Source organism: Mesorhizobium subarcticum (assembly GCF_055456085.1).
On record NZ_CM144237.1, the window covers coordinates 5,749,145 to 5,775,391 of the forward strand.

A 26,247-nucleotide genomic window follows, 5' to 3' on the forward strand; every position below is an offset into this window, starting at 1 on the left:
CGCAAGTCAGCGCAGTGTCTCGATATACTTCTCATGGAAGCTGACATAGCCGGGCTCGACCACCCGAAGATGCCGCTCGATCAACGCGTGAAACTGCGGCAATTGGTGAAACGGCACACCGGGATAGGCATGATGCTCGGCATGGAACGGCATGTTCCAGGCCAGCTTGCGCACCACCCAATTGGTCAGCGTGGTTCTTGTGTTCTCCAGCATGTTGGCAACGAACGGACAGCGGCCGTGCTCGGCTAGCAAATAGAGGCGCAGAAAGGGCTGCCCGAGCAGTGCGGGAATGATCCAGACATAGAGAAGCACTGTGAGCCGGAAGTACCCGGCGAGCAGAAGGACGACAGCGTAGAAGGCAATCATGGCGCGTGCCTCTGCTCGCACCTTGGGTCGGCCTTTCGGCGGCACATAGCTTTCCTGGCTGCCACCAACTGCATTGGCGTAGAGCGTCCTGAGATGCCCCCACCACAGCGGGATGCCGGACACATGCACGAGATACTGCCGCAGCGTTTCCGGTTTGGGAAAGGCCAGCTCCGGATCGTTCTCAGGATCCTGCGTGTATCGATGATGGGCGAAATGGAAATAGCGGAACCAGTCGGCCGGCAGCGCGAGCGCCAGGCTGCACACCCGCGCCACGGCATCGTTCAGCCATTGCCTCTCGAACGCGGTGCGATGAACCGTCTCGTGCAGGAGCGTGAACAGGAACACGATCAGGATGCCTTGCGGCAGCATCAACAGCGGCCAGAACGGCACTTTGGCCGCGATCAGCGATCCAATGACCACAATCGCACCCCAGTGGGCGCCGAGCTGCAAGAGACCCGCGACATCGGATTTGGCGGTCAGGCGACTGCGCTCTTCAGGGGTCAATGAGGCGATTATGTCGCGTTGGTCCATCGGCTTCGATCCAGGCTGGCGATTTGATGGTACCCACTCTATTCGGTGAAAAAGCTTTCCAAAAACGACGATTCCTGCGATCTAGATAAGCTTACCTTATCTATCGGATGATCATGGTCACATCGCCGTCCCTGAAAGGACTTCAGGCCTTCGAGGCCGCGGCACGCGCAGGCAGCTTTGCCGCGGCGGCGGAAGGGCTTTCGGTTTCGGCCGCCGCCGTCAGCCAGCTTATCCGTACCGTGGAGGAACAGATGGGGCGCAAGCTGTTTCATCGGGTCAACCGCAGGGTTGTGCTCACCGAGGCCGGCGTGGAGATGCTGCCACGGCTGACCATGGCCTTCCAGGAAATCGGCAGTGTCTCGCGCGAACTCAGCGGCGATGCATTTCGCCCGCGCCTAGTGGTTTCGGTGCCGCCATCCATGGCCATGGGTTGGCTTTCGCAGCGTCTGGCCGGCTTCGTCACCAGCCACGGCGCCGCCGACATATCGCTGCGCGGCGATGATGATCCGGTGCCGTTCGACCATGGGCTGATCGATATCAGGCTTTCCTACGGTCCGCACTATCGCGAGCACCCGACCGAGGACATCGTCCGGGACGCTGTCTATCCCGTCTGCGCGCCAACGCTTGCCAGCGCGGTCAAGACGCACGGCGGTCCACTCGCAGGGCTGCCGCTGATCCACACCGACTGGGGACCGACCGGCGCCTCGTTTCCGTCCTGGCGCAACTGGTTCGACGCTGCCGGTGTGCAACCCGGCCGGGCGGCGCAACGAGGCCTGTCGGCCAACTCGTCGCGCGCAGCCCTCGACCTTGCCATTTCGGGGCTGGGTGTGGCGCTAGCGCAAGGAGTCTATTGTGCCGAAGCGTTGGAGGATGGCAGGCTGGTCCGGCCCGCCGTCAGGTCGATCGCGTTGCGCCAGCCCTATTGCCTGACGATTCCGGAGCGCAGCGAAAGACGCGATGTCGTTGCGGTGTTCCGCGATTGGCTGATCCAGGAATGCCAGCGCGCAGTGGGTTCGCCGGCACTGCGTGCCAGATCCGCAACATAACGGAATCAGCCACTTTGCTCCGGACTAGCGGCGTCTTTGGCCGAACTGGCCCGGAACGCGCCTGACCGGTTCAGCCACAACCGTCTGCAGCACCGGTACGGCACGAGGGCCTTGAGCAAATTTGCCAGGTACGAACCCAAGTATGATCAACGCGGCAATGAAGCCGTATCGCAGGATGTCGAAGGCCAGTGGCGAAAGACCGCCGTGGAGCAATGCGATGGCGAGTTTTGGAGCAAGCACGCCGAAGCCAACCAAGGGCGGCCAGCCAATGTCGCGCACACGGGCGAATACCATCCAGACGATCGCAACCAGGGTGGCATAGCCCATCGCCACGAGTATGGACATGTGGATCGCGCCGACGGCCGAGCTCTTCGCTTCCATGGCGAGCGCCTGAGCTACCATCCCCGCCGCATGGTCTTGTACAGGGTCTGTTGGCGCCGCTTCGCCTTGTGCAGGTCGGTCACCGGTCCTCAACCCCTCGACAAAGGATTCTTGGCTCTGTGCAATCTTCGCGCCGTCAGCCGCATAGATCTGCGTCTGGATGCCTTCCTTTGCCCCAACCAGAAAATGCTCGATTGGCTCCCTGGCAAAATCGAATCCGATAAGGAATATTAGCAAGCAGAAATACAGTGGCAGCCCGCAATTTCCCGATTGGAACAGCTTTATCATATTGCCAAAATACCCCGAGCAATCCGCAATACAGCTCGAGTAACATGAACCAGTTTAACTATGGTTATCGAGTTCGCACCAAATTGAGCCAAGCACGGGCACGACGGCAAATCAAAGGTGTCCGCTCAATGCCTCGACCATGTCCTTGTTCGTCGCCACGGGGATGATCTCGAACTCGACCAGGTCGGCCCATTCGATGACCCAGCGCTGCAGCAGTGTGACGTCATCGGCTTCGACCAAAAGGAAGCAGCGGCTCATATCCGCCGCGATCCAGCTGTGGTGGACGACAAGCTCTTCCGGCTTCAGCCGGCCACGCTCACCGAAGCGGCGATAGATCTCCTTGCGATCGCAGCCGGTGAAATCCTCGATGACGATGAACTGCATAGTCTGCCCTCAATTAAATCAACGCCCCGGCCGGTCGAGCCGCTCCAGGAACCACTGCGTCAGCCGCACCCAGACCTCGTCCTTCTCGCCGGAATCCTCCCAGCCATGGTCGAGATTGGGGTTGTCGTTGACTTCGATGACGAAGACACCGTCCTTGGTCTCCTTGAGGTCGACGCCGTAGAGGCCGTCGCCGATGCAGCGCGCCGCCTTGACCGCGGTCTCGACGACATGGGGCGGCGTCTCCTTCAGCGTGAAGGTCTTGATGCCGCCCTGGTCGGGCTTGCCATTGGCCTTGTGGTTGACGATCTGCCAGTGCTTCTTGGCCATCAGATAGTGCACGGCAAACAGCGGCTGGCCGCCGAGCACGCCAACGCGCCAGTCATATTCGGTGGGAATGAATTTCTGGGCGATCAGAAGGTCGGAATCCTCCAGCCATTCGGTCGCAAGCCGTGTCAGTTCCTCCAGATTCTCGCATTTCTTGACGCCGCGCGAGAAGGACGAATCCGGGATCTTCAGCACCAGCGGAAAGCCCAGTGTCTGTGCAGCCAATTCGAAGTCGGAGGTGCCGGCGATCATCACCGTCGGTGGCACCGGCACCTTGTTGTAGGCCATCAACTCGTTGAGATAGACCTTGTTGGTGCAACGGATCATCGACAGCGGATCGTCGATGACAGGCATGCCTTCCTGCTGGGCGCGGCGGGCGAAACGATAGGTATGGTTGGAGATCGAAGTCGTCTCGCGGATGAACAGCGCATCGTAGTTCGCGAGCTTGGCCAGATCCTTCCTGGTGATGGGTTCGATTTCGACGCCCATCTTTTCAGCGATCTTGGCCCAATAGCGTAGCGACGAGATTTGCGACGGCGGCAATTCCTCATGCGGATCGACCAGCGTGGCGAAGGTGTAGCGCGCCGGCGTGCGGCCCTTGGTGTCGCGCCACTCGCGGTTGGTGTAGGTCTCCAAGCACTGGATGAAGCTTTTTTCTTCGTCCTCGGTCATCCGCGCCAGCGGATGGAAGCCGATCTTGCGGATCGAGGCCCATTCGGCGCTGTCCTTGATGTGGACTTCGAGCGCAGGCGCCCGGAACCAGTCGAACAACAGCTTGGCGAAACGGTCCCACACCTTGGACGGGCCGATGCCAAAGAAGATGCAGACCTTGGCCGGAAAGGCGCCGCCGAGATCCTTGCGGCATTTGTTGAGAGCCAGCTCCAGTTCCGGCAACGCGTGCTCATAGAGCTTGCGTTCCGACAGGTCGATCATCGTCTCGACGGTCGGGATGACCTTGTGGCCGCGCGAACTCGCCAGCAGCGAGGCATAGTAGCCACGGCTCTGATAGGCGTAGTTGTTCGACAGGTTGATGACCTTCGGCCGCTGTCCGCGAAACAATGAGGGATGCGCGAGATAGTCGCGATTGGTGATGATCTTGTGCGGTGTCGCCACCTGGTCGAGATCGCTCTGCCGGCCGGTAAGGATGACCCAGGTCATTGTGTGTCGCGCTTCCCCAGAGTGATGGCGGCGCGCAGTCCGTCGCGGCCGAACTGCGCCATGTTCATGAAGATGCCGTAGGGCACGGGAATGTTGGCGGCATCAAGGATGGTTTCCTGCCTTTCGTCCTCGACCCAGGGATCGTGGATCAGAATATGGTCGCCATCATCGCCAATGGCCAGCACCCAGTGCGGCACCTTCTTGCCAAACATCAGGAAGCCGCTGATCAGTACCAGCACCAGTTTTCCGCCAGCGATCGCGGTTCTGATATCATCGATGGTGAACGGGCGGTAATTCACCGGGATGCCGTAAAGTTCCGCACGGCGGCGAAAGTCGACCTGGGCCAGCTCCATCACCCGCCGCTTGTCCTCGCTGCGCACCGACTGCAGGAACAGCGCGCCATAGAAGGAAACGAAGATCTCCGCCGCGAGCCCGCTCTCATGCCCCGAGACGGCGAGGCCAAATGGCTCACAGCCGCCCGGTCCCGACATCATGAAGACGGTCGTCGCTTCGCGCCAGAGGCGGATTTCCATCACCGGGTCGGGCACGAAGCCGCGGTCGAAATTGGCCATGGCCATCATCAGGCAGCACGGGCCGCAAGTAAACTCGCAGGTCTGCTGATAGAACGGCACCCGGGTGGCGATCGGAATGTCGCCGCGCAGGGTTTTCTCATAACGAAGCGCCGTCGCGCCGTCCTCGTAATAGCCCGGCTCACGGCCGATCTTGCGATAGCCGGCCTGCTCGTAAATGCGGATGGCGCGGCTATTGTCCTCGCGCACTTCGAGACGCAGCATCATGCGGTCGTGTTCGAAGGCCGCCTCCTCCGCTGACGCAAGCAGCATGCGGCCGACACCCAGCCCGCCAAAAAACGGGCCCGTAGCTATGGAATAAAGCCGTGCCACCCCACTGCCCTTGCGAAACAGCACGATCGCGTAGCCGGCGACGCGGCCATCGACTTCGGCGACCAGCGTCTCAGCGGTCTCGCGTTCGATGAACAGACGAAAGGAGCGACGGGAAATGCGGTCGCTCGAGAAAACGGCTTTCTCGATGGCGGCGAGATCATCGACGTCAGACGCGCGGGCCGTGCGGATCTCGGCAGGCATGCGACTTGAGAAAACCTCGATTGGGTTACGGAAACGGCCCGGTCAAAAGCGTCGCAAACACCGGCCGAAGCGCCGGTATTCATCAAGCGCTATCGCTCCTTGATTAGGGCCGAATTGTGACAGTTTCCGCCGCGGCAGGGAAGCGCACCGGCTTTGAACAGGATCGCTGTTTTGAAGAGCCGCCAGCGACGAAAATTGTGGCCAGCTCAGCTTGCAAGGCCTGCCATAAGCTGGCCGTAAGCGCTCTTGGCCACGACCGCCAACTGCTCGCGCGGCAGCGAGCCGACGACGGCGCAGCCATAGCCCTTGTCCAGCCAGTAGACGGCCTGCGGGCCGTCCTGCGCCGAGGCATAGGTGCCCTTGGCGTTCTCCGTCGATTCCGCGGTGACAAAAAGCGATATGCGCTCGCCCTTGTCGTCCTCGTAGAGCAGCATCGCGGCCTTGCTTTCGCCGGCCGGCAGCAAGCGGCCGCCAACCAGTTGAAAACCGTTCGCGGTCAGGTCCGGTGCCACCAGCTTCAAGCCGACCCGATTGGACAGCCAGGTCTGCAGATGATCCTTGTCGCTGGCCGGCACTTCCACCGCATGCCGCTTCTCGGCGGCATAGATGACATGAGCGGCGATCGCCTGTTCGGCCAGCTGATCCTCCGCCGGATTCTCCTGGCCGATGCCGTCAATGCCGGCAAAGTAGCCGCCAAATCCACCCGTGGCCAAAAGCACGGCAGCGGCAGCGGCAAGCCACCAGCGTGAGCGTGACACCGCTGCCTTGACCGGTGCCTCGCCGAGCACCACCTTGCGAAGACGCGCGGGTACAGGCTCGTCCAGCACGCCGGCAAAGGCTGCGCGCAACGCCTCCCGGTCGGCCGTGAAGCGGGCGCTCCTGGCCTTCATCTCGGGATTGGCTTCGAGCCAGGCATCGTAGGCGGCACGCTCATCGGCCGGCAGCTCACCGTCGAGCGCCATGTGGATGTCACGTTCAGAAAAATCGCGGCGGATCATTTCTCGACGATCCTTATCGCCCGGCGACGCGCCGTGTCATCCAGCAGGCCGCGCAATTCCTCGCGTCCGCGCGCAATGCGCGACATCAACGTGCCGGCGGGCACGCCCAGAATGTTGGCGGCCTCGGCATAGGAAAAGCCTTCGATGGCAACCATGACAAGGGCCGCGCGGCGATCGGGGCTGATCGCCTGCAACGCGTCGATGATTTCGCGCGAGGCGATGCCCTCTAACTGTTCGGCCGGCTGGGCCACCCCCTCGCCCGCCTCCAGCGGCAGCATTGCCGTTTCGCCGCGGCGGTTCACCTTGCGCATCTGGTCGATGAACAAATGATGCATGATCGTAAACAGCCACCTCCTGGGGCTCTCTCCTGTCTGCCAGTTGTCGAGCCGCGTGAGTGCGCGCTCGAGGCAGTCCTGAACGAGGTCGTCGGCAGAATCGCGATCGCGCACAAGCGAGCGTGCGTAACGACGCAGGCGCGGTATTTCGCCAAGAATTGCTGCCTTCTTTTCGTCCATGACCGCTGGTTCTGAGGTCGCCCTTGTAAATCCCAATTGAACGCGCCTTCCCGGCGCGACGCAAGCGGCCAGCGCGAAGCGGTCCGCCGCCCCGGTCACCCAAGCAATGAGATAACGCTGGTGGGTGCCGGTTTATTCCCGGCTCATTAAATTGTCGTCATCCCTGCTCGCTGACCGACATTTTCTCCTTCGCCGCGCGCGTCAAAAGCCGCTGGTAGAACAGGCCGATGCCGATCAGTACGGCGCCAAGCCCGATGAAGGACAGTGCCCTGAGCACGCCTTCCAGTTCCGACATGTCGAAGAGGAAGACTTTCACCACCGCAATCGCAATCAGCGCTGCCGAGGCGATACGAAGCACCTGCGATTTCAGCCAGACGCCGGAGGTAAGCAACACCACGCCGATGGCCAGCCAGAGCGCCGAATAGGTGTAGGTCTCCAACTGGCCAAGTCCGCTCCACAGACCGATGAACTCGCCCTTGAACAGGCGACGGACCGACAGTGTGGCATAGGCGAAGGCAAGCACTGCCGCCACCAGCGCCAGCATCTGCGCATACCATTTCGGCCGCTTATCCCTGGCAAAGAGTGCCAGCCCGCCGGCCGCGACGGCCGGCAGCAGATAGGCCAGGAACAACAGGTTGAACACCGGGATGCGGCCGGTCGATTCGTCGGTAAGCAAAGGATTCAGCTGCAGGAAATGCTGGAAGACGATGAAGGCAACCGAGAGCACACCGGCGGCCATCGAACCGTAGCGCAGCACCGAGCTTGGCGAGCGCATGTCGATGGCGACCAGTATGGCGCCGGCGCCGATGGCGATCAGCGTGTAGATCGCCTGTTCGGCGAGCGTCACAGCGCCTGTGTCGATGACGCCGCCATGCATGGCGTGGCGCACCAGCATGGCGACGGTGAGCAGCGCGAAAAGTGCTGCACCCGCCTCCATGGCAAGGCGCGCCCGGCCATTGCCAGTTATTGGTAGTGCGGGGGTAGTGCGGGCGAGCTGCCACGCGGCAAGGCCGGAGGCCAATGCCGGGACGCCGTAGCCGGGCAGCAGCCAGTTGAACACCGGTGTCGTCGACAGGAATTTGGCGCCGACGATGGTCGGGTCGAAAGCGACGCGGCCAAGCACGGCGATCACCGCGCCGACCGAAATCCAGCCGAGCACCGGATAGGAGCGCCAGCGGGTGGCCAGCGCCGGCACAATCGCCGCGGCACCAAGCAGAATGGTGGTCCAGCCGGAATCGAACGCCATATGCAGCATCAGGAGGCCCGCGATCGCCGCGCCCCCAAAGGCGAATGAAACAGCCACGCCGCCCTTGAGCGGCGGCTCTTCAGCCCGTGCGATCCACTCGCCGCCGGCAGCAAAAACCACGACCAGCAAAGCAGCGACCGCGGCGTAGGCAAAATCACGGTCGAGATTTCCGTAAGTGAGCCACAGCGCCAGCAGGATGACCAGTGGCGCAGCGATGCCCCATGCCGCCCAGCATGCCGCACGGATCTGCGCGACGGCGGCGAAACGGCGGGCGGCCCAGAAACCCGCGCCGACGAAGACCAGGCCAAGGCCAATGCCGATACGCAGCGTCAACGCATTTCCGGCCGCCACCTGCAGGCCGTCAAACCCTATGTTGCCCTGGGATAAATCGGTGCCGATGGTGGTGGGCGGAATGATGCCGAGATAGATCATCACGCTCACCACCCCAGCGGCGTGCAGCAGCGGCACGGCGCGCGGCCGGTAGAGTGCGGTGGCGACAAGAGCGACGAGGACCAAAGCGCCCGGCAAGGCATCGCCGGCGGCAACAAGCGTGGAGTCGACGGACAGGCCAAGTGCCGAAAATGCAACAAAGACGCCGGGAACGATCGATGGCCAGTCGAAACCTTTTTTTGCAATCTCCGCTTCACTGCCCCGAATGCCCAGCCAGACGAGAGCAAGCACCGCCAGCGTCACCGCGTTGATGAACAGGATGACGGCAAGGTCGGCACCGGGCGCGTTCATCATGTAGGCGATGGTCCAGGCGCCGGTGCCGAAGAAGGCGGCTGCCATCAGGAACTTCCAGTCGCGCATGCGTGCGATCACCGCCGTGGCGGCAAGCACGATGGCGAGATAGACGAACAGCGCCCATGGATTTGGCGCCTGCGACGACACAAGCGCCGGCGTCGCCATCGAACCGACGAGACCGATGCCGGCCAGGGCCTGACCGTGGACGAGAGCAGCGACAATCGTCGCAACGCCGATGGCGCCGAGCACGGTGAAGGCGAAGGCCGGGCCGACGAACCCGTAAATGGCATAAGCGGCGTAGACCGTGCCGAACAGGATGAAGGCGCCGGCCGCGGTCAGGATGGCTGGAATATAGGCGCCGGCGACACCTTGTACCGGCACCTTGAAGCCGGTGCGACGGATGAACTCGCCGCCGGCGACCAGAACGAGGCCGAGCAGCGCTGCCATGGTGAGCCGCACGCCGGGGCCGAAAATGCCGGCCTCGATGGTGTAGCGGATCAGGAACAGCCCGCCCAACGCCAGCGCGATGCCACCGACCCAGACCGCCCATCGGGTGCCGAGTGCTGTTTCGACATCGGACTGGCGGGCGGCTTTTGCTGCCGTGGCAGGCTTGGCAGGCTCCGCCACAGTCGGGGCTGCCTCGCCAGCCGACGACGGCCCGGACACAACCTCAACGGCCTCCATAGCCGGCGCTTGCGCGGCCATCGCCGGCTCGCCAGCCACCGGCACGGCGATTTCGGCCGCTGCCGCAGCTACCGGGGTCGCATCGGCCGGCTTACCTTCGGTGACGGCTTGTTCGGATGGCTTGGCCGCGGGCGGCACCACGCCTGAAAGGACAAGGCTGCGCAGTGCGCCAAGTTCGCGCTCGATCAGGCCGATGCGGCCCTGCTGGCGTGAAATGATGACGAACAAAGCGATGATGGCGACAAGGCCGATCAGGCTCTCAAACATGGCGGTTCCCCCAAACCAGGCCAGTTTTCACTGACGTTTCGTCTCACTGACACTCAAATACGGCAACCAAGCGGCTGGTAAACTCACCGCGCCGCCAGATTCGCAGCCGGAAATATCGAACATGTCTCGGTACCGAAAGCCAGCAGCTTGCCGTTGGCATCCTTCAGTGTCGCTTCCGAAACGGCAAGTGTGCGGCCCTTGTGGACCACTTTGCCTTCGCAGACCACCTCGCCGGTCCTGGGCGTGATCGGCCGCGTCAGATTCACCTTGAACTCCGCCGTCGTATAGGCCTCGCCCTTCTCGAGCAGTGTCTGCACGGCGCAGGCGAGTGCCGAATCAAGCAGCGTCGCCGCCCAGCCGCCATGCACTGTGCCGAGTGGATTGAGATGCCGCTCATTGGGAACGCCGCGGAACACGGCGCGGCCTTTCGACACTTCGGTCAGATCGAAGTTGAGCTGGAAGGAAATCGGCGGCGCCGGATATTTGCTGTCAATGATGCGCTGTAGCAGTTCCAGGCCGGTATATTTCTGGATATCGGCGTGCGGAATGGTGCCGAGGCCGAGCGGCGAGACCCGGCCCGGATACAGTTCGACTTCGCTCATGCTGCATTTTCTCCGGCTATGGTCTTGCCGCGCGCGTGGTGCTTGCGCAGTGCGGCAAGGAAGCCGGCGCGGGCATCGGGTTGTTCGATGCCGCGCGGCTCGTAGACGTGGCGCGTGAAAAAGAAGCCGGTCAGCCGGAAGGCGTCCTCGACCGCCGCCGGATCCCCGCGCAGGCCGGAGCCGCGCTGCAGAAACGCCGGCAGAGCCAGCATCTTGTCGCGCCAAGGCGCGCCGGCTTCACGCGACACCGCTCGGCCCGACTTCGGCGAGACATAGGCAAGGTCCTGTCGCGTGCCGGTGGCAGCGCATTGGCTGAGATCGAGGCCGAAGCCGAGTTCTTCTAGGATCTGAAGCTCGAAGCGTGCCACCAGTTCACCAGCAGCATCGGCATCGTCGAGATGGACGATCATCACCGCGAGCGCTTCGTAAAGGCCGCCATGGGCGTCACGTTCCGGCAACAGGCGCAGATGCGCGGCCATGGTCTGAAGGCCGTAGACGGCGACGGCGCTGTCCATCAGCCGGGCGGCATTCATCTCGATCGCCTCGGCCTGGAATGTGCCGAGATGCTCGTCAAGGCGCGCGCGCCACAGAAGATCGACGCGATTGCCGGGCTGGAGAACGGGCTGCTGCTTGCGTGAACGGCCGCCGCGCACGAGACCGAGATGGCGGCCATGGGCGCGTGTCATCACCTCGAGAATGGCGCTGGTTTCGCCATGCTTGCGGGTGCCGAGAATGATTCCCTCATCACGCCATTCCATGCCGGAGCTTTTCACCGATCGGATGGCGAAATCAAGATGAGGCAGCAGGTTCAGGCAGGCCAAGCCTCGCAGACGGGAATAAAAAACCGCCCGCAGCGATACGCTGCGGGCGGCCTGGTAAGGTCAGTCGATCCTTAGAACGAGCGCTGGAAGCGGAGAATGCCGCCGACGTTGCTCTTCTTGGTGGCACCAGCCCAGATGGAGTTCGCCGGGGTGTCATTGCCGACGTTCTGGTAGTCAACTTCAGCCGTGACCGTGAAGCCGGGCACAACGGTATAGGCAATGTTAGCCGCGATGCCGAGGTTCTTCCAGTCGTCATAAGAGATCTGGGCGTTGAACGCAGTTTTGTCGTTGAACTTGTAGGTGCCGCCGCCCCAGACTGCCCAGTTGCCGCCCCACTGCTTGTAGAAGCCACGACCCTTCGCGTTGATTGCGTTTGTCGGATCGGTGAGGTTGTCATCGGTGCCGTAGCCGCCCATGACGAACAACGAGAATTCCTTGGTGACGTTTACGTCCACACGCACCTTACCGGCCACTTCCTCGTAATTGCTGTCATAGGCGACAACGCCGGTAATTGCACCCCAGTCGGCCTTATACTTCAGGCCACCGACGACATGCGGAACATAGCTATCGATGGTGCCGACCTTGCCGGCGCCTTCTTCAAGAGAGACCAACCCGGTCAGCCCGTTGCCTCCGTCGAAGTAGTATTGAACGACGTTGCTCTCCTGCCCGCCATAGGGCACGATCGTATCCTGGATAACGTTGCCGGCGTAGCCGATGAACGTGTCGAAAGCCGTGTCGTCCTTGCCGACGCGCAGACCACCGAGCTGAATCCAGGCGAAACGCAGAGAGAGCGACTTGTTGCGGCCTTGCCAGTCGTCCGCATTGGAGGCGCCTTGATTGATATAGTCGCCGGAGCTGTTGCCATAATTGAAGCGGGTCTCGGTGTAGGTCTTCAGGGTACCGAGTTCCGTCTCCTGACCCGTCCAGGTCTTCAACGTGAAACGGGTGTTCTTGTAGTAGGTGGAGTGGGTGTCGCCGGCGTTCTGATGGTCCGGAACATGGTTGACACCATCGAACGAGCCGGCGTCGCCGACGCCGATGTCATAGCGGATATAGCCGCCGATGCGCAGGCAGGTCTCGGTGCCTGGGATGTAGAAGTAGCCGGCGCCGTAGACGTCGCAGATCTTGACGTATTCGGCCGGTTCCGGTTCGGCGACGACAACCGCGTCCGCAGCGCGAGCGCCGGACACCGCGATCAGGGCCGCGGCTGAGCCGAGAAGGAGGCTCTTGATATTCATTTTCTGACCTCTCCAGTCATAGTTTAAATGGCTTCGGATTTGTGGCTGGCGGATATGTTTTCCCACCTCACCCCCACAACGAAAAAGGCGCGCACCGCGTCCCCTTTTCGCGGCGAACATACCCATCAATCCTCCGTCTTCAATGACGGTTTTGGAAATAACGGCGATGCTGTGAACAGATTAATTCTGTGTTGCACAAATAACACTGGCCTATACCGCGATTGGCACAATTGGCACAACGTCATATATTCAATATATCTTCGAATAGTTTCGCGGCTAACTAGGCGCTCAGCACGAGATATTTCCAATCATTAGCCTTAAAATGGCATTTTTTGGCTACTTAGATTGAAAAGTAACCGTTACGTTGCGCGCGGCAGATGCGAGGCGGGCGTCCTCCACCCAGCGATGACGCAAGGGAGTTCCAATACCGCCTGCCAAGTCGGCCAAATCTCGCCATGGCGGCGGAAACAGGCTGGCGCACGCTCCGGTGCTATCGATTGTGACAGTCACCGGCTCACCGTGGGCCGGCGGGGACCGCTTTCTCAGCCAACGCGACGAAGGAAGGCGAACAAGAAACAAGGGCGATCGCGGAATCACGTCACGCTGAGTTTCTTGTAATCGGCCAGCACTTCGTCGATCACCCGTCGCGACTTTTCGACTTCCGCCTGATTGTTCGTATGGCCAGCGACCGTGATCAGTGCCTTCCACAGCGCCCAGCCGCGTCCGCGTGCCCAGGTCGCATCATCAACGGCAAGACCGGTGCGGAAAACCTCCCTGCTCTCGCCCTCGAACAAGGTCCAGGCGATCGCCAGGTCGCATGAAGGGTCGCCGACGCCGGAGGTGCCGAAGTCGATCACAGCACTCAATCGCCCCTCGTCGACAAGGAGATTGCCCCAGCTGACATCGCCATGGAACCAGACCGGCGGCCCCTTCCAGGTCGCGGCAAGGGCCGCTTCCCAAACGGCACTCGCCAGGCTTGCGTCGATGTGGTTGCCGAGAGCGGTGATCGCTCGCCTTGCCTCGCCGTCATATACGGCCAGCGGTCCGCCCCGAAAGAAATTATGCTGCCCGGGCGCCGGCCCTCCGGTGGGGTCGATGCGCTTCAGGGCAACCAGGAAACTCGCCAGGTCCGCCGCGAATTGCGACAGGTCAGAGATGCGCTCCCGCTTTGCCGTCTCGCCCTCGATCCAGCCATAGACGGACCAATGCCAGGGATAATCCCCGGTCGGCACGCCCATCGCCAATGGCAGGGGGATCGGCAATGGCAAAAGTGGTGCCAGCCTTGGCAGCCAGCGCTGTTCTTTTTCCACTTGCAGGGAATAGTCGGCCGCGCTCGGCAGCCGTACGGTCATCCCGTCGCCCAGATGAAAGGTCCTGTTGTCCCAACCGCCAAATTCGACCGGCCTGACAGCAAGGTCCTTCCACTGGGGGAATTGCGCAGCGACCAACCGACTGACCAAAGCCGTATCGATGTTCAGCTTGCCGGCCATTTAATGCGGGAATTCGAGACCCATCTCGCGATAACGCTCGGGATCGTCGCCCCAGTTCTCACGCACCTTGACGAACAGGAACAGGTGCACCTTCTGCTCGAGAATACCTGCTATCTCCATGCGCGCCGCCTGGCCTATGGCGCGGATCGTCTCGCCCTTGTGGCCAAGCACGATCTTCTTCTGACTATCGCGCTCGACATAGATGACCTGATCGATACGCACCGAGCCGTCCTGCTTCTCTTCCCATTTCTCAGTTTCGATATGGGAAGAGTAAGGCAGTTCCTGATGCAGCCTGAGATAGAGTTTCTCGCGGGTGATCTCGGCGGCAAGCTGACGCATCGGCAGATCGGAAATCTGGTCCTCGGGATAATACCAGGGACCGGCAGGCAGCGTTTCGGCCAGATAGTCGAGAACATCCTTGCAGCCGGAGCCGGTCAGAGCCGAGACCATGAAAGTGCGTTTGAAAGGCACCCGCTCGTTCGCCACGGCCGACAACGCCAAAAGTGCCTCGTGCTTGACCCGGTCGACTTTGTTGAGGATCAGCACCATCGGCTGGCGCACGTCCTTCAATCGCTCCAGGATCGCGTCGGCATCGCCGCGGATGCCACGCTCCGCATCGATCAGCAAAAGCACGATATCGGCATCCTTGGCGCCGCCCCAGGCGGTGGTCACCATAGCCGTGTCCAACCGCCGCTTGGGCTTGAAGATGCCGGGCGTGTCGACAAAGACGATCTGAGCATTGTCATGCGTGGCGATGCCGCGCACGATGGCGCGTGTGGTCTGCACCTTGTGGGTGACGATCGACACCTTGGCGCCGACCAGTTGGTTGACCAGCGTCGACTTGCCGGCATTGGGCGCGCCAATCAGCGCGACAAAGCCGGAATGCGTGGCGGGGGGTTCAGCAGTTTCAATATCCGTCATGCAGCGTTCCATACACCTTCGCGCAACAGAAGGGCAGCCGCAGCAGCCTGTTCGGCCTCGCGCTTGGAACGGCCGTTGCCGATCGCCGGCTGAAATGCACCAACCTTGACGCTCACCGTGAACAACGGATCGTGGTCCGGCCCTTCGCGGCTGTCGACCTGATAGGCTGGAACGGCACTCGCCACCTGATGCGCCCATTCCTGCAATTCGGTCTTGGCATCACGGCGCGCCGCACCCGAAGCCTGCGAGCGCGGTTGCCAGTACTTATGGATGAAGCTGCGCGCTGCTTGCAGTCCGCCATCAAGGTAGAGCACGGCGATCAGCGATTCCAAGGCATCGGCGCGCAGATTGACGCGCTTGCGTCCCTCAAGGCCGCGCACATCCGATCCGGCACGGATCAGCTCCGGCAGCCCGATATCCTCGGCGATCTCGGAAAGCGCCTCGGCATTGACCAGCGCATTGAGCCGCAGCGACAATTCGCCTTCCGCCGCATCAGGAAACGCGGCCAGCAGCATGTCGGCAACGACCAGGCCGAGAACCCGGTCGCCGAGAAACTCGAAACGCTCATAGTCGGCGCCGGCATTGGCACTGCGGGCACTGGCATGGGTTAGCGCACGCTGCAGGCGCTGGCGGTCGGCAAAGGCATGGCCCGTGCGTTCCACAAGCGCTTCGGCGAGCGCGTCGGCGGTCAGCCGCTTCGCCGCTGCCATCCCTAGTTGACGAAATGGAACAGGCGCGAAGCGCGCATCAGCGACGGCCATTTCCAGATTTCGAGCGGGCTTGCCTTGCCGGCGATCGAGAAGAAGACAAGGTTGGCGCGGCCAACCAGGTTTTCCGCAGGAACGTAACCGACGGTGAAACGGCTGTCGGCGGAATTATCCCTGTTGTCGCCCATCATGAAATAATGGCCGGGCGGCACATCGAACTCGCGCGTGTTGTCGCCGATCGAATTCGGATTGAGGTCAAGCGTGTCGTAGCTGACGCCGTTGGGCAGCGTTTCCCGGTAGACATCGATCGGCTGAGGCATTTCGGTGATATCGGGATTGTCGATCTGGCCGGTCTTCACGCGCGGCACGCCAACGCCGTTGATGAACAGCTGGCCATCTTTCATCTGGATCTTGTCACCGGGCAGGCCGACCACGCGCTTGATATAGTCGACAGACGGATCCGGCGGGAACTTGAACACCACCACATCGCCACGCTTGGGCTCCGAGCCCCAGATGCGACCCGAGAAAATGTCGGGTCCAAAAGGCAGCGAATAACGCGAATAGCCGTAGGACCATTTCGTGACGAACAGATAGTCGCCTTCCAGAAGCGTCGGCCGCATCGATCCCGACGGGATCGAAAAGGGCTGGAACAACAGCGTGCGGATGACCAGCGCAAGCAAAAGCGCCTGGACGATGACGCTGACGGTTTCGCCAAGCCCGCCGGATTTCTTCTGGGATTTTTCAGCCACGCTCATGTCGTCCTCGATTGTGCGTTGGATGGTATAAAGTCTCGGCGCGCGCTGGGCAACGTCAATGCCGGTCGTCAGATGCAATCAATGTGGCGCTTCTTCGACGGGCAACGCCTCTATGATCACAAAGGCTTGAGCAAGTGGAAAATCATCCGTGATGGTGAGGTGGATCGCCGCCCGATAGCTTTTCGGCAGGATCTTTTCCAGCCGCGCCAGCGCGCCGCCGGTCAATGCCATGGTCGGCGCTCCGCTGGGCAGGTTCACGACACCCATGTCGCGCCAGAACACGCCTTGTGCCAGACCGGTCCCCAGCGCCTTGGCGCAAGCCTCCTTGGCGGCGAAACGCTTGGCGTAGGAGGCCGCGCGGGCGCGTCGGTTCTCGGAACGCGCCTGTTCGACCTCAGTGTAAATCCTCTGGACGAAGCGCTGGCCGTGACGCTCAAGCGACTTCTCAATGCGCCTGATATCGATCAGGTCGCTGCCGATGCCGATGATCATTGTGCGGCGGAACCGACGCTTCCGCCGGGATGGGACGATTGAGCGTGGCGATGCGCGCGCTCGGCAAGGCGCTTGCGCCTTTGCTCGCGGAAGACATTCATGCCCCAGCGCGTGACACCGTAGAACAGGAGGCCAAACACCAGCCCGAGCGGCACCGCGCCGATCAGCATCGGCTCTAGCACGGGATGCCACAGCTTTGCGAAGGAAAGCGTGTGCAGCATCTCGCCCAGATGCGCAGGCGGACCATGCGCCGGCAGCCGGTCATGCAGGATGAGCTTGCCGGTCTCCCAGGACGCGCCCCACAGAATAGGAAAAGTCAGTGGATTGCCGAAGAAAACAGCGCCAAGTGCGGCCGCCACCAGATTGCCGGCGATCACCCAGCACAGGACGAAGGCAATGACGAAATGGAAACCGACGGGAAAGAACGAGGCGAAGACGCCAGCCGCAACGCCGGCAGCCACCGCATGCGGCGTGGCCTTCAGCCGCAGGATGCGCTTGGACAAGTACTGAAGTGAGCGCGAAAACGAGCGGCGCGGCCAAAGGTAGGTACGCACCCGTTCGAGAAGGCCATCAGGCTTGCGGCGTCGAAAAAGCACTCTGTTCCCGTTCCACAACTCTCGCACCGGCAACTTCCGCCGGCTATGAGATACATCATCTTGCGCTTAAGGATCGCCCGATGGCAATCACAACGTTGATATAGCGACGCGCGTGCGCAAGAACAACCGAACACCGTCTAAGCGCCGCGTGCTTGTTGCCGCCCCTTTCGAGACAACCATTCTTAGGTTCGAACATTGGACAATCGCGGCGAATTTATGGAGCCGGCAGCCGCTTCGCCGAAAGCACGGCCTTGCTGGCGGCTAAGATCGGTATTCGCTGACCTCGACCAGATTGTCGTCCGGGTCGCGAAAATACACCGACAGCATCAGGCCTCGAGCGCCGACACGTTCGACCGGGCCGAGTTCCACCACCACGCCATTGGCCTCGATATGGGCTCGGACTTCGTCGAGCGGCCTGTCGGTGATCAGGCAGAAATCGCCTGAACCTGGTGTCGGTGACTTGGCCTTCGGCTCGAAAGTGCGGCGGACTTCGTGAACATTGATCTTCTGATTGCCAAACACCAGCGCTGTCGGCCGTCCCGCAGTATCGATGCGTTCAAAGCCCAGCACGCGTTGATAGAAGGCGCAGGTCGCTTCGAGCGAAGCGACCGTCAACACGAAATGATCGATGCCGACGATCATCTGCATTTATTTTCATGCATGTCGTCCCTCCCAAAACCGCTGCACACTTTTGGGCGACATGCACGGTCAAATGTTGCGACTACCGGGCTTAACGGCCGGGATGGCGGCAAGTTCCGGCGGCAAGCGATCAGCGGGATAAGCCGGAACCTCATACTCGGCGAGCGCGATCAGCGGCACACCGACATGGGACTTGCCGGCCGAACGGTCGATGATGCAGGCCGCCGCCACCACTTCGGCGCCAAGCTCGCGCAGGCAGTCGATGGTTTCGCGGATCGACAGGCCGGTTGTGACGATGTCCTCGACGATGACGACGCGCGCACCTTTGTCGATCTCGAAGCGGCGCAGGCGGAACTCGCCCCCTTCCCGCTCGACCCAGATGGCCGGCACGCCGAGATGGCGCGAGGTTTCGTAGGCCGGAATCAGGCCGCCTATCGCCGGGCCGACGACATAGTCGATCTTGCCTGGCACCGCCTTGCGGATTTTCTCGGCCAGCGCCTTGCATAGCCGTTCGGTCTTGTCGGCATGCATGAACACCCGCGCCTTTTGCAAGAAGACCGGGCTGCGCAGGCCCGACGTCAAGATGAAATGCCCCTCCAGAACAGCACCCGCCTCACGGAAGATGCCCAGCACTTCATCGGTATTCATCTTTGCCTCTTTTGAATTGACCATTCCGAAAACCGGTTCCCACTTTTCGGGATCATGGTCTAGCCATTTACACGCCGTGCGTCGCTGACGCTCGAATTGTCCTTGAGCTGCGACAGCAGCCGGTTGAGATGCTTCAGATCCCAGACTTCGAGATCGATCAGCATTTCGGTGAAGTCGGGCGCGGTGCGCACCATCGACAGCGTATGGATGTTGGCGTCGTTGGACGCAACGACCTGGGCGATGTCGGCAAGCGACCCCGGCGCATTGATGGCGGTGACCGAGACACGCGCCGGAAAGCGTTCCTTGGTGCGTTCATCGATGTCCCAACGCACGTCGATCCAGCGCTCAGGCTGGTCGTCGAAGGCCTGCAGTGCCGGCGACTGGATCGGATAGATGGTGATGCCGGTGCCTGGCTGGACAATGCCGACGATGCGGTCGCCCGGCACCGCGCCTTCCGGCGCAAAACGCACCGGCAGGTCGCCGCGCACACCGCGGATCGGCACCGCGCCATCGCGCGGCTGATCCTTGTCCTTGCGCGCGGCCCGAGTACCGGGCATCTGGAACAGCATGCCGGCGGCGTTGCGGATCTTCGACCAGCCTTCCTCACGCTGCTTGGGGGCACTGACGGTGACGCGCTCGTCCTTGTAGTCGGGGAATACCGCCTTCATGACGTCGGTGGAGGCCAGTTCGCCACGGCCGACGGACGCCAGCACATCCTCGATGTCCTTGCGCGCCAGCCGGTGCAGCACCGGCTTCAGGCTTTCCTTTGTGAAGGTCTTGCCGGCCCGTTCGAAGGCACGCTCCAGAATGCGCGCGCCGAGACCCGAATACTGCTTGCGGATGGCGTTCTTGGTGGCCCGGCGGATGGCGGCCCGGGCCTTGCCGGTGACAACGACCGATTCCCAGGCTGCCGGTGGCACTTGCGCCTTGGAGCGGATGATCTCGACCTCGTCGCCGTTCTTCAGTTCCGTCATCAGCGGCATGATGCGGCCATTGACCTTGGCGCCGACGCAGGTGTCGCCGACATCGGTGTGCACGGCGTAGGCGAAGTCGATGGGCGTGGCGCCACGCGGCAATGCAATCAGCATGCCTTTCGGCGTGAAGCAGAACACCTGGTCCTGGAACAGTTCCAGCTTGGTGTTTTCGAGAAAATCCTCGGGATTGTCGCCTTCGGCGAGCTGCTCGATGGTGCGCCGCAGCCAGGCATAGGCGTTGGTCTCCTTCGAGATCGCGGGGGCAGCACCGTTCGTCTTGCCGCCGGTGTCCTTGTAGATGGAATGGGCGGCGACGCCATATTCGGCGATCTTGTTCATTTCGCGGGTGCGGATCTGCAGCTCGACGCGCTGACGCGACGGCCCGACGATGGTGGTGTGGATCGAGCGGTAGTCGTTCTGCTTCGGCGTCGAGATGTAATCCTTGAAGCGGCCGGGCACCATCGACCAGGTGGTGTGGATGGCGCCGAGCGCGCGGTAGCAGTCTTCGACGCTGTCGACGACGACGCGGAAGCCGAAGATGTCGGAGAGCTGTTCAAAGGACAGCGCCTTGGCCTCCATCTTGCGGAACACCGACCACGGCTTCTTTTGCCGGCTCTTCACGCCAGCGTTGATGGCATGCTTTTCAAACAGCGCCGACAGCGCCTTTTCAATGTCGGTCAGCACGCCCTTGTTGCGCTCGAATATCTCGGCAAGCCGCGCGGTGACGGCGCGGTAGGCTTCCGGATTGATGAAGCGGAAGGCAATCTCTTCCAGCTCCTCGCGCATGCCTTGCATGCCCATGCGCCCGGCCAGTGGCGCATAGATGTCCATCGTCTCCTCGGCGATGCGCAGGCGCTTGGCCTCCGGCATATGGTCAAGGGTGCGCATGTTGTGCAAACGGTCAGCGAGCTTGACCAGCAGCACGCGCACATCTTCCGAGATCGCCAGCAGCAGCTTGCGCAGGTTCTCCGCCTGCTCGGCCTTCTTGGAGACGAGATCAAGCTTCTTCAGCTTGGTCAGGCCCTCGACCAGCTTGCCCATTTCTGGGCCGAACAGATCGTCGATCTCGGCCCGCGTCGCGGTGGTGTCCTCGATGGTGTCGTGCAGCAGGGCGACGGCTATCGTCGCCTCGTCCATGTGCATTTCGGTGAGGATAGCGGCGACTTCGAGGGGATGCGAGAAATAGGGATCGCCGGAAGCGCGCTTCTGGTGGCCATGCTTCTGCATGGCATAGACATAGGCCTTGTTGAGCAGCGCCTCGTTGACGTCAGGCTTGTAGCGCTGGACGCGCTCGACAAGCTCATACTGACGCATCATGGGCACAATCTCTCAGCGATGAAATGAATCATGCGCCGCACTGCTGTACGGCGCATGTCATAGATAGCCACGAAACTGCCGATACGGAAGTGCCGCTGGATTGTTCCAGGTGCTTCCGGAGCGTTGTCTTAGTAGTCGTCGCTTTTTTCCGGCGGCACCAGACCCTCGATGCCGGCCAGCAGATCTTCCTCGGTCATCCGATCGAACGTCACATTCTCCTCGGTGTCGTCGGCGTCGGTAGCCGCAACGGCACCGCCGGTCTGATCGGCAATCGCCTCGCCGTCGGCTTCGGGTTCGTCGACTTCGACATGCTTCTGCAGCGAATGGATCAGATCTTCCTTGAGATCGTCGGGCGACAGCGTTTCATCGGCGATCTCGCGCAACGCGACGACCGGGTTCTTGTCGTTGTCACGCGGCACGGTGATCTGCGCGCCCTGGCTGATCTGGCGAGCACGGTGGCCGGCCAAAAGCACCAGCTCGAAGCGGTTGTCGACCTTGTCGATGCAATCTTCAACGGTTACGCGGGCCATGGACTGCCCCTTTCATGCCTGGATTTGATGGAAAACAGGCGGGGTCCATAACCCGAACGCCGCCAAAACACAAGCATCTTGCCAAAGTCGGCACTGCAGGCACTCAATCCTGCGGTCAAAACATCGGATTGAAGCACAACGCCGTCGTGTCCATGGCGTCGGACGCCTCGATCACAATTGCTTGCGTTGCCTCATCTCGCCTTGGATTGCCGCCAAACTGGCGTTATCTCGGATGGCGAAGGTCAGCCGGTTTATTATGAGCCTGACCGATAGTCGCTGCCGCATTTCGTTTAGACGACCGCATTTTTCGAAAAGGAATATTTTCCATGTTCGACCCTCGGGAAAAAATAGCCCTGTTCATCGACGGCGCCAATCTCTACGCCACGTCGCGGGCGCTCGGCTTCGACATCGACTATCGCAAGCTCCTGGCGAGTTTCCACAAGCGCGGCTATCTCTTGCGCGCCTATTATTACACGGCGCTGGTGGAGGATCAGGAATACTCCTCGATCCGCCCGCTGATCGACTGGCTGGACTATAACGGCTTCAAGGTGGTGACCAAGCCGGCCAAGGAATTCACCGACTCGACCGGCCGCCGCAAGATCAAGGGCAATATGGACATCGAGCTCACCGTCGATGCGCTCGAGCTGGCCGACGTCGTCGACCACTATGTCATCTTTTCCGGGGACGGCGACTTCCGCACGCTGGTCGAAGCGCTGCAGCGGCGCGGCCGCAAGGTGTCGATCGTCTCGACCATGGCCTCGCAGCCGCCGATGATCTCAGACGATCTGCGCCGCCAGGCCGACCATTTCATCGACCTGACGACGCTGAAGAGCGAGGTTGGCCGCGACCCCTCCGAGCGGCCGGTGCGCCGGCCCGAACCGGCTGAAGTCGAAGAGGACGACTACTGAGGCTGGTCACCTTGACCGCCCTTTCCGCTTCCGAACCCGGCCGCGACTGTCCGCTCTGCCCGCGGCTGCATGATTTCATCGCCGAATGGCGGCAGCGCGAGCCGTCATGGTTCAATGCGCCGGTGCCGACCTTCCTGCCACTGGACGGCGAGGACACCGTCCAGCTTCTGATCGTCGGACTGGCGCCCGGCCTGCGTGGCGCCAACCGCACCGGCCGCCCCTTCACCGGTGACTATGCCGGCGACCTTCTCTACTCCACGATGATTGCGCACGGCTTCGCACGCGGTGAGTTCAAGGCGCGGCCCGATGACGGGCTGGAGCTTGTCGGCACCGCGATCACCAATGCGGTGCGCTGCGTGCCGCCTGAGAACAAGCCGGTGGGCGCCGAAATCTCCACCTGCCGGACATTCCTGGTGCCGACGATCGCCCGGTTCCCCAACCTGCGCGCCATTTTGGCGCTGGGGTCGATCGCGCACCAGTCGACGGTGCGCGCGCTGGGCGGGCGTGTCGCCGCCTACCCGTTCAAGCATGGCGGGCAATTGCCGGCCGGCGGCATTACGCTGTTTTCCAGCTATCATTGCTCGCGCTACAACACCAATACCGGTCTTTTGACGGAAGAAATGTTCGTCAGTGTGTTCAGCCAGATCGCAGCGTTCCTGCGGACATAAAGTCGCTCCGTCTTTGTTTTTATGCATGTCGTGGCCCCAAAACCGAGGTCACTTTTGGGCGACATGCATTAGAACCCCTCCAGCACGATCTTGCCCTTGGCCTTGCCAGTCTCGATCAGCGCATGGGCTCGCTTCAGATTGGCGGCATTGATGGGACCGAATATCTCGCCCAGCGTGGTGCGGATGGTGCCGGCGTCGACAAGCCGTCCCAGTTCGTTGAGATGCTCGCCCTGCGCCGCCATGTCCTGCGTCTCGAACATCGAGCGGGTGAACATGAACTCCCAATGGACCGAGACGCTCTTGCGCTTGAATGGGTTGATGTCGAGCGTCTTGGGATCATCGATCAAGCCGAACCGGCCCTGCGGTGCGATCAATTCGGCGATCTCAGCCAGGTGCTGGTCGGTGTTGGTTGTCGAGAACACAAAGGCTGGTGCACCGATGCCGAGGGCCGCGACTTCGGCAGCCAGCGGCCTGGAATGATCGATCACATGATGGGCGCCAAGCCGAAGCACCCAATCGCGGGTTTCGGGCCTCGATGCGGTGGCGATCACCGTCAGATCGGTCAATTGGCGTGCAAGCTGGACCGCAATCGAACCGACGCCGCCCGCACCGCCGATGATGATGATGGCTTTTGGCGCGCCCGCGACAGGCTTCTTCACATCGAGACGGTCAAACAAGGCTTCCCAAGCGGTGATCGCGGTCAATGGCAGCGCCGCTGCCTGCGCATAGCCGAGCGAGCCGGGTTTGCGGCCGACAAGGCGCTCATCGACAAGATGGCACTCGGCATTGGTGCCCTGCGGCGCGAGCGCACCGGAATAGAAGACATCTTCGCCGGGCTTGAAGAGGCTGGCGTCCGGACCGGTCGCGATAACACGGCCGGCGGCGTCCCAGCCGAGCACCCGCCAGGTTCCGGCCTCGGGTTTGGCACCTTGCCTCACCTTCGTGTCGACAGGGTTGACCGAGATAGCCTTCACTTCGACCAGCAGTTGACGGCCTTTCGGCTCCGGCTTGGGCAGGTCGATATCGACAAGGGAGGCCTCATCGGTGATGGGGGCTGGGATTTGATAGCCGACGGCGCGCATTCTGGTCTCCGCGATTGCTGTTGAGCGTTGTGTGGGGCAGAGATGCGGATTATGTGCGCGGAGCGCAAGAATGCACATATAAAGCACATAGTGTCGAAAAGGATACCGTCATGCCGCGCATTCGCCATGAGCGCTTCGATTGCAGCCCCGGCTGCACCGTGGAAGGAACGCTCCGCTATATCGACGGAAAGTGGAAGGGCGTCGTGCTCTACCATCTGTTCGAGGGTACGCTGCGCTTCAACGAGATCCGCCGGCGCATTCCCAACTGCACGCAGCGCATGCTGACCAACCAGCTCCGCGAACTGGAAGCCGATGGGCTGATTGCCCGCAAGATCTACCCGGAAGTGCCGCCGAAGGTGGAGTACAGCCTGACGCCGCGCGGCAGAAGCCTGGAACCGGTGATTACAGCCCTGAAGGTCTGGGGCGATGCAAATGTGACGCTGGCGCCGGAGGTTTCCCAGGCCGCGGCTTGAAGCGGCGCCGGTGTTCCCGAATGGGGTTCACTGGGATGGCGGAACTTCCGGAGATGTCGATCCGGGCGATGCTGCAAACAGATCAGCCAACACGGCCGGCCCACCCTACAGTACATTGAGATCGACGTCGCCCTGGATACCGTCCACGCGCCCCATATTGTGGTACTGCCAGTAAACCCAATCGTGGCGATCCGGCTCCATGAGCAAGGAACGAAGCCAGAGTGGCCGGACGGCGATCTGCCCGGCATAGGCCGCCTCTGCCTCATCGGTCAGATAGACGATTGCCGTCTTGCCGAACGCCGCCTCGACAGGTCCAAGGAAGGCTTGGAGTTCGGCATTCAACTGTTCGGGCGAAGGCCGCTGCGGACAATTGCCCCCGAATTCGATGTCGACGACCGGCGGCAGCAAGGGCTGATCGTGTGGCACGACAGAGATGAAATTCTTCGCCTGGTCGGCGCCTGGCCGGCAGAAGGTGAAGAAGTGATAGGCGCCGACAGCGAGGCCAGCCGCGCGCGCCTCACGCAGATTGGTGGCAAAGGCGCGATCGACATGATCGCCACCCTCGGTCGCCTTGATAATGGCGAAGGCGACATCGGCGGCGGCAACGCGCAGCCAATCGATCTGGCCCTGGTGGTGCGAGACGTCGATGCCTCTGAGCGGATATTTGCCGCGATCAGGAGAATAGGTGTGAAAGTAGGTGAAGCCACCGGCGATGATGAGGCCAGCAAAGACCACACCAACCAGGCCCCAGAAGACGATTCGATTCTTCAAGGCTGTCCTCTCAGGTGTTTGCTCGCTCTGTATGTTCGAGATTTAAAAGCCAACTTGGCTTTTTTCGAGCCATCACCTGACGCTTCTCACCCACGCTCCTTTAAGAGCCGGCCCTTCTCGCGCGACCAGTCGCGTTGCTTTTCGGTCTCGCGCTTGTCGTGCAGTTTCTTGCCACGGCCGACGGCGAGCAAGAGCTTGGCGCGACCCTGGTCGTTGAAATAGATTTTCAACGGCACCAGCGTCATACCTTCGCGGTCGACGCTTTGCGACAGCTTCGCCATCTCGCGCTTTTTGAGCAGGAGTTTGCGGCGCCGGCGCGGCTCATGGTTGAAGCGGTTGGCCTGCAGATATTCCGGCAGATAGGAATTGATCAGCCAGATCTCGCCGCCCTCGACGGAGGCATAGCTGTCCTGGATGTTGGCCTGGCCCTGGCGCAGCGACTTGACCTCGGTGCCGGTCAGCACCAAGCCGGTCTCGACAGTGTCGAGCACCTCATAGGAAAACCGCGCCTTGCGGTTTTCCGAGACGGTCTTGTTGTTGGGGTCGGCTTTTCTGACTTGGTTCATGATGTGGAGAGGTG

General features: G+C 61.7%; 28 protein-coding genes. 4 read left to right on the forward strand and 24 right to left on the reverse strand.

Features of this window, described 5'->3' with window-relative positions; translation table 11 throughout:
* Positions 1-6 precede the first annotated feature (6 nt).
* Entirely contained in the window at positions 7-897 is an 891-nt protein-coding gene (locus tag ACZYHG_RS28275; protein ID WP_464611373.1) for a fatty acid desaturase family protein, read from the reverse strand.
* A 113-nt stretch (positions 898-1,010) separates the two neighbouring features.
* Here ACZYHG_RS28275 and ACZYHG_RS28280 point away from each other — a divergent pair, with 113 nt between their 5' ends.
* Positions 1,011-1,943, forward strand: coding sequence for a LysR substrate-binding domain-containing protein (locus tag ACZYHG_RS28280; RefSeq protein WP_464611374.1), 933 nt, complete (start codon positions 1,011-1,013; stop codon positions 1,941-1,943).
* A 24-nt stretch (positions 1,944-1,967) separates the two neighbouring features.
* Here ACZYHG_RS28280 and ACZYHG_RS28285 read toward each other — a convergent pair whose 3' ends face one another.
* The 20 genes from ACZYHG_RS28285 to rpoZ form a co-directional block, all read right to left on the reverse strand.
* Positions 1,968-2,612, reverse strand: a complete 645-nt coding sequence (locus tag ACZYHG_RS28285; protein ID WP_464611375.1) for a hypothetical protein — start codon at positions 2,610-2,612, stop codon at positions 1,968-1,970.
* A 111-nt stretch (positions 2,613-2,723) separates the two neighbouring features.
* Entirely contained in the window at positions 2,724-2,996 is a 273-nt protein-coding gene (locus tag ACZYHG_RS28290) for a DUF3303 domain-containing protein (RefSeq protein WP_464611376.1), read from the reverse strand.
* A gap of 18 nt (positions 2,997-3,014) precedes the next feature.
* A complete protein-coding gene (locus ACZYHG_RS28295) occupies positions 3,015-4,478 on the reverse strand; it encodes a RimK family protein (RefSeq protein ID WP_027057678.1) in 1,464 nt (487 codons plus the stop codon).
* The gene (locus ACZYHG_RS28300) at positions 4,475-5,581 is read right to left on the reverse strand and encodes a peptidase C39 family protein (RefSeq protein WP_464611377.1); all 1,107 of its coding nucleotides are present in this window, start codon (positions 5,579-5,581) and stop codon (positions 4,475-4,477) included. The genes ACZYHG_RS28295 and ACZYHG_RS28300 overlap by 4 nt, the downstream gene beginning before the upstream one ends.
* A gap of 206 nt (positions 5,582-5,787) precedes the next feature.
* On the reverse strand, positions 5,788-6,579 hold the full coding sequence (locus ACZYHG_RS28305; RefSeq protein ID WP_464611378.1) for an anti-sigma factor family protein: 792 nt from the start codon (positions 6,577-6,579) through the stop codon (positions 5,788-5,790).
* Positions 6,576-7,094, reverse strand: coding sequence for a sigma-70 family RNA polymerase sigma factor (locus tag ACZYHG_RS28310; RefSeq protein ID WP_027034427.1), 519 nt, complete (start codon positions 7,092-7,094; stop codon positions 6,576-6,578). Before ACZYHG_RS28310 ends, ACZYHG_RS28305 begins: the two co-directional genes overlap by 4 nt.
* A 157-nt stretch (positions 7,095-7,251) precedes the next feature.
* A complete protein-coding gene (locus tag ACZYHG_RS28315; RefSeq protein WP_464611379.1) occupies positions 7,252-10,035 on the reverse strand; it encodes a DUF2339 domain-containing protein in 2,784 nt (927 codons plus the stop codon).
* 83 nt (positions 10,036-10,118) lie between these two features.
* On the reverse strand, positions 10,119-10,637 hold the full coding sequence (locus ACZYHG_RS28320) for a PaaI family thioesterase (protein WP_464611380.1): 519 nt from the start codon (positions 10,635-10,637) through the stop codon (positions 10,119-10,121).
* Positions 10,634-11,395: a DNA repair protein RecO gene (gene recO / locus ACZYHG_RS28325; RefSeq protein WP_464611381.1), complete on the reverse strand. Its 762-nt coding sequence runs from the start codon at positions 11,393-11,395 to the stop codon at positions 10,634-10,636. Before recO ends, ACZYHG_RS28320 begins: the two co-directional genes overlap by 4 nt.
* Positions 11,396-11,529: 134 nt before the next feature.
* Positions 11,530-12,696 (reverse strand): porin, encoded by a 1,167-nt coding sequence (locus tag ACZYHG_RS28330; protein WP_464611382.1) that lies wholly within the window; start codon positions 12,694-12,696, stop codon positions 11,530-11,532.
* 593 nt (positions 12,697-13,289) lie between these two features.
* Positions 13,290-14,186 (reverse strand): aminoglycoside phosphotransferase family protein, encoded by an 897-nt coding sequence (locus tag ACZYHG_RS28335; protein WP_464611383.1) that lies wholly within the window; start codon positions 14,184-14,186, stop codon positions 13,290-13,292.
* On the reverse strand, positions 14,187-15,119 hold the full coding sequence (era, locus tag ACZYHG_RS28340) for a GTPase Era (RefSeq protein ID WP_464611384.1): 933 nt from the start codon (positions 15,117-15,119) through the stop codon (positions 14,187-14,189).
* Positions 15,104-15,817: a ribonuclease III gene (rnc, locus tag ACZYHG_RS28345; RefSeq protein WP_464614808.1), complete on the reverse strand. Its 714-nt coding sequence runs from the start codon at positions 15,815-15,817 to the stop codon at positions 15,104-15,106. The genes era and rnc overlap by 16 nt, the downstream gene beginning before the upstream one ends.
* Positions 15,818-15,819: 2 nt before the next feature.
* Entirely contained in the window at positions 15,820-16,569 is a 750-nt protein-coding gene (gene lepB / locus ACZYHG_RS28350) for a signal peptidase I (RefSeq protein ID WP_027057688.1), read from the reverse strand.
* 78 nt (positions 16,570-16,647) lie between these two features.
* Positions 16,648-17,061: a holo-ACP synthase gene (acpS, locus tag ACZYHG_RS28355; RefSeq protein ID WP_464611385.1), complete on the reverse strand. Its 414-nt coding sequence runs from the start codon at positions 17,059-17,061 to the stop codon at positions 16,648-16,650.
* The gene (locus ACZYHG_RS28360; protein ID WP_027034417.1) at positions 17,058-17,657 is read right to left on the reverse strand and encodes a DUF2062 domain-containing protein; all 600 of its coding nucleotides are present in this window, start codon (positions 17,655-17,657) and stop codon (positions 17,058-17,060) included. The genes acpS and ACZYHG_RS28360 overlap by 4 nt, the downstream gene beginning before the upstream one ends.
* A gap of 261 nt (positions 17,658-17,918) precedes the next feature.
* Positions 17,919-18,299 carry a VOC family protein gene (locus tag ACZYHG_RS28365; RefSeq protein WP_464614809.1) on the reverse strand — a complete coding sequence of 127 codons (381 nt, stop codon included), beginning with the start codon at positions 18,297-18,299 and terminating at the stop codon, positions 17,919-17,921.
* Positions 18,300-18,365: 66 nt separating this feature from the next.
* Positions 18,366-18,944, reverse strand: a complete 579-nt coding sequence (gene pyrE / locus ACZYHG_RS28370) for an orotate phosphoribosyltransferase (RefSeq protein ID WP_464611386.1) — start codon at positions 18,942-18,944, stop codon at positions 18,366-18,368.
* Positions 18,945-19,003: 59 nt separating this feature from the next.
* Positions 19,004-21,235, reverse strand: a complete 2,232-nt coding sequence (locus ACZYHG_RS28375; RefSeq protein ID WP_027034414.1) for a RelA/SpoT family protein — start codon at positions 21,233-21,235, stop codon at positions 19,004-19,006.
* Positions 21,236-21,363: 128 nt separating this feature from the next.
* Positions 21,364-21,765 carry a DNA-directed RNA polymerase subunit omega gene (rpoZ, locus tag ACZYHG_RS28380; RefSeq protein WP_464611387.1) on the reverse strand — a complete coding sequence of 134 codons (402 nt, stop codon included), beginning with the start codon at positions 21,763-21,765 and terminating at the stop codon, positions 21,364-21,366.
* A gap of 326 nt (positions 21,766-22,091) precedes the next feature.
* Here rpoZ and ACZYHG_RS28385 point away from each other — a divergent pair, with 326 nt between their 5' ends.
* Together ACZYHG_RS28385 and ACZYHG_RS28390 are read left to right on the forward strand one after the other, a co-directional pair.
* Positions 22,092-22,673: a LabA-like NYN domain-containing protein gene (locus ACZYHG_RS28385; protein ID WP_464611388.1), complete on the forward strand. Its 582-nt coding sequence runs from the start codon at positions 22,092-22,094 to the stop codon at positions 22,671-22,673.
* A gap of 11 nt (positions 22,674-22,684) precedes the next feature.
* Positions 22,685-23,341 (forward strand): uracil-DNA glycosylase, encoded by a 657-nt coding sequence (locus ACZYHG_RS28390; RefSeq protein ID WP_464611389.1) that lies wholly within the window; start codon positions 22,685-22,687, stop codon positions 23,339-23,341.
* A gap of 68 nt (positions 23,342-23,409) precedes the next feature.
* On the opposite strand, the gene ACZYHG_RS28395 is transcribed toward ACZYHG_RS28390, so the two are convergent.
* Positions 23,410-24,423, reverse strand: coding sequence for a zinc-binding alcohol dehydrogenase family protein (locus tag ACZYHG_RS28395; protein WP_464611390.1), 1,014 nt, complete (start codon positions 24,421-24,423; stop codon positions 23,410-23,412).
* Between the two features lie 110 nt (positions 24,424-24,533).
* On the opposite strand from ACZYHG_RS28395, the gene ACZYHG_RS28400 reads away from it, so the two are divergent.
* Positions 24,534-24,896 (forward strand): winged helix-turn-helix transcriptional regulator, encoded by a 363-nt coding sequence (locus ACZYHG_RS28400; protein ID WP_181823960.1) that lies wholly within the window; start codon positions 24,534-24,536, stop codon positions 24,894-24,896.
* 105 nt (positions 24,897-25,001) lie between these two features.
* Here ACZYHG_RS28400 and ACZYHG_RS28405 read toward each other — a convergent pair whose 3' ends face one another.
* The gene (locus ACZYHG_RS28405) at positions 25,002-25,667 is read right to left on the reverse strand and encodes a glycoside hydrolase family 25 protein (RefSeq protein WP_464611391.1); all 666 of its coding nucleotides are present in this window, start codon (positions 25,665-25,667) and stop codon (positions 25,002-25,004) included.
* Positions 25,668-25,753: 86 nt separating this feature from the next.
* Entirely contained in the window at positions 25,754-26,233 is a 480-nt protein-coding gene (gene smpB, locus ACZYHG_RS28410) for an SsrA-binding protein SmpB (RefSeq protein ID WP_027057698.1), read from the reverse strand.
* Positions 26,234-26,247 lie beyond the last annotated feature (14 nt).

Coding starts and splice junctions, on each gene's coding strand:
- ACZYHG_RS28275 (WP_464611373.1), bottom strand. CDS start 897: ATGGACCAACGCGACATAATCGCCTCATTGACCCCTGAAGAGCGCAGT.
- ACZYHG_RS28280 (WP_464611374.1), top strand. CDS start 1,011: ATGGTCACATCGCCGTCCCTGAAAGGACTTCAGGCCTTCGAGGCCGCG.
- ACZYHG_RS28285 (WP_464611375.1), bottom strand. CDS start 2,612: ATGATAAAGCTGTTCCAATCGGGAAATTGCGGGCTGCCACTGTATTTC.
- ACZYHG_RS28290 (WP_464611376.1), bottom strand. CDS start 2,996: ATGCAGTTCATCGTCATCGAGGATTTCACCGGCTGCGATCGCAAGGAG.
- ACZYHG_RS28295 (WP_027057678.1), bottom strand. CDS start 4,478: ATGACCTGGGTCATCCTTACCGGCCGGCAGAGCGATCTCGACCAGGTG.
- ACZYHG_RS28300 (WP_464611377.1), bottom strand. CDS start 5,581: ATGCCTGCCGAGATCCGCACGGCCCGCGCGTCTGACGTCGATGATCTC.
- ACZYHG_RS28305 (WP_464611378.1), bottom strand. CDS start 6,579: ATGATCCGCCGCGATTTTTCTGAACGTGACATCCACATGGCGCTCGAC.
- ACZYHG_RS28310 (WP_027034427.1), bottom strand. CDS start 7,094: ATGGACGAAAAGAAGGCAGCAATTCTTGGCGAAATACCGCGCCTGCGT.
- ACZYHG_RS28315 (WP_464611379.1), bottom strand. CDS start 10,035: ATGTTTGAGAGCCTGATCGGCCTTGTCGCCATCATCGCTTTGTTCGTC.
- ACZYHG_RS28320 (WP_464611380.1), bottom strand. CDS start 10,637: ATGAGCGAAGTCGAACTGTATCCGGGCCGGGTCTCGCCGCTCGGCCTC.
- recO (WP_464611381.1), bottom strand. CDS start 11,395: ATGGAATGGCGTGATGAGGGAATCATTCTCGGCACCCGCAAGCATGGC.
- ACZYHG_RS28330 (WP_464611382.1), bottom strand. CDS start 12,696: ATGAATATCAAGAGCCTCCTTCTCGGCTCAGCCGCGGCCCTGATCGCG.
- ACZYHG_RS28335 (WP_464611383.1), bottom strand. CDS start 14,186: ATGGCCGGCAAGCTGAACATCGATACGGCTTTGGTCAGTCGGTTGGTC.
- era (WP_464611384.1), bottom strand. CDS start 15,119: ATGGAACGCTGCATGACGGATATTGAAACTGCTGAACCCCCCGCCACG.
- rnc (WP_464614808.1), bottom strand. CDS start 15,817: ATGGCAGCGGCGAAGCGGCTGACCGCCGACGCGCTCGCCGAAGCGCTT.
- lepB (WP_027057688.1), bottom strand. CDS start 16,569: ATGAGCGTGGCTGAAAAATCCCAGAAGAAATCCGGCGGGCTTGGCGAA.
- acpS (WP_464611385.1), bottom strand. CDS start 17,061: ATGATCATCGGCATCGGCAGCGACCTGATCGATATCAGGCGCATTGAG.
- ACZYHG_RS28365 (WP_464614809.1), bottom strand. CDS start 18,299: ATGATCGTCGGCATCGATCATTTCGTGTTGACGGTCGCTTCGCTCGAA.
- pyrE (WP_464611386.1), bottom strand. CDS start 18,944: ATGAATACCGATGAAGTGCTGGGCATCTTCCGTGAGGCGGGTGCTGTT.
- ACZYHG_RS28375 (WP_027034414.1), bottom strand. CDS start 21,235: ATGATGCGTCAGTATGAGCTTGTCGAGCGCGTCCAGCGCTACAAGCCT.
- rpoZ (WP_464611387.1), bottom strand. CDS start 21,765: ATGGCCCGCGTAACCGTTGAAGATTGCATCGACAAGGTCGACAACCGC.
- ACZYHG_RS28385 (WP_464611388.1), top strand. CDS start 22,092: ATGTTCGACCCTCGGGAAAAAATAGCCCTGTTCATCGACGGCGCCAAT.
- ACZYHG_RS28395 (WP_464611390.1), bottom strand. CDS start 24,423: ATGCGCGCCGTCGGCTATCAAATCCCAGCCCCCATCACCGATGAGGCC.
- ACZYHG_RS28400 (WP_181823960.1), top strand. CDS start 24,534: ATGCCGCGCATTCGCCATGAGCGCTTCGATTGCAGCCCCGGCTGCACC.
- smpB (WP_027057698.1), bottom strand. CDS start 26,233: ATGAACCAAGTCAGAAAAGCCGACCCCAACAACAAGACCGTCTCGGAA.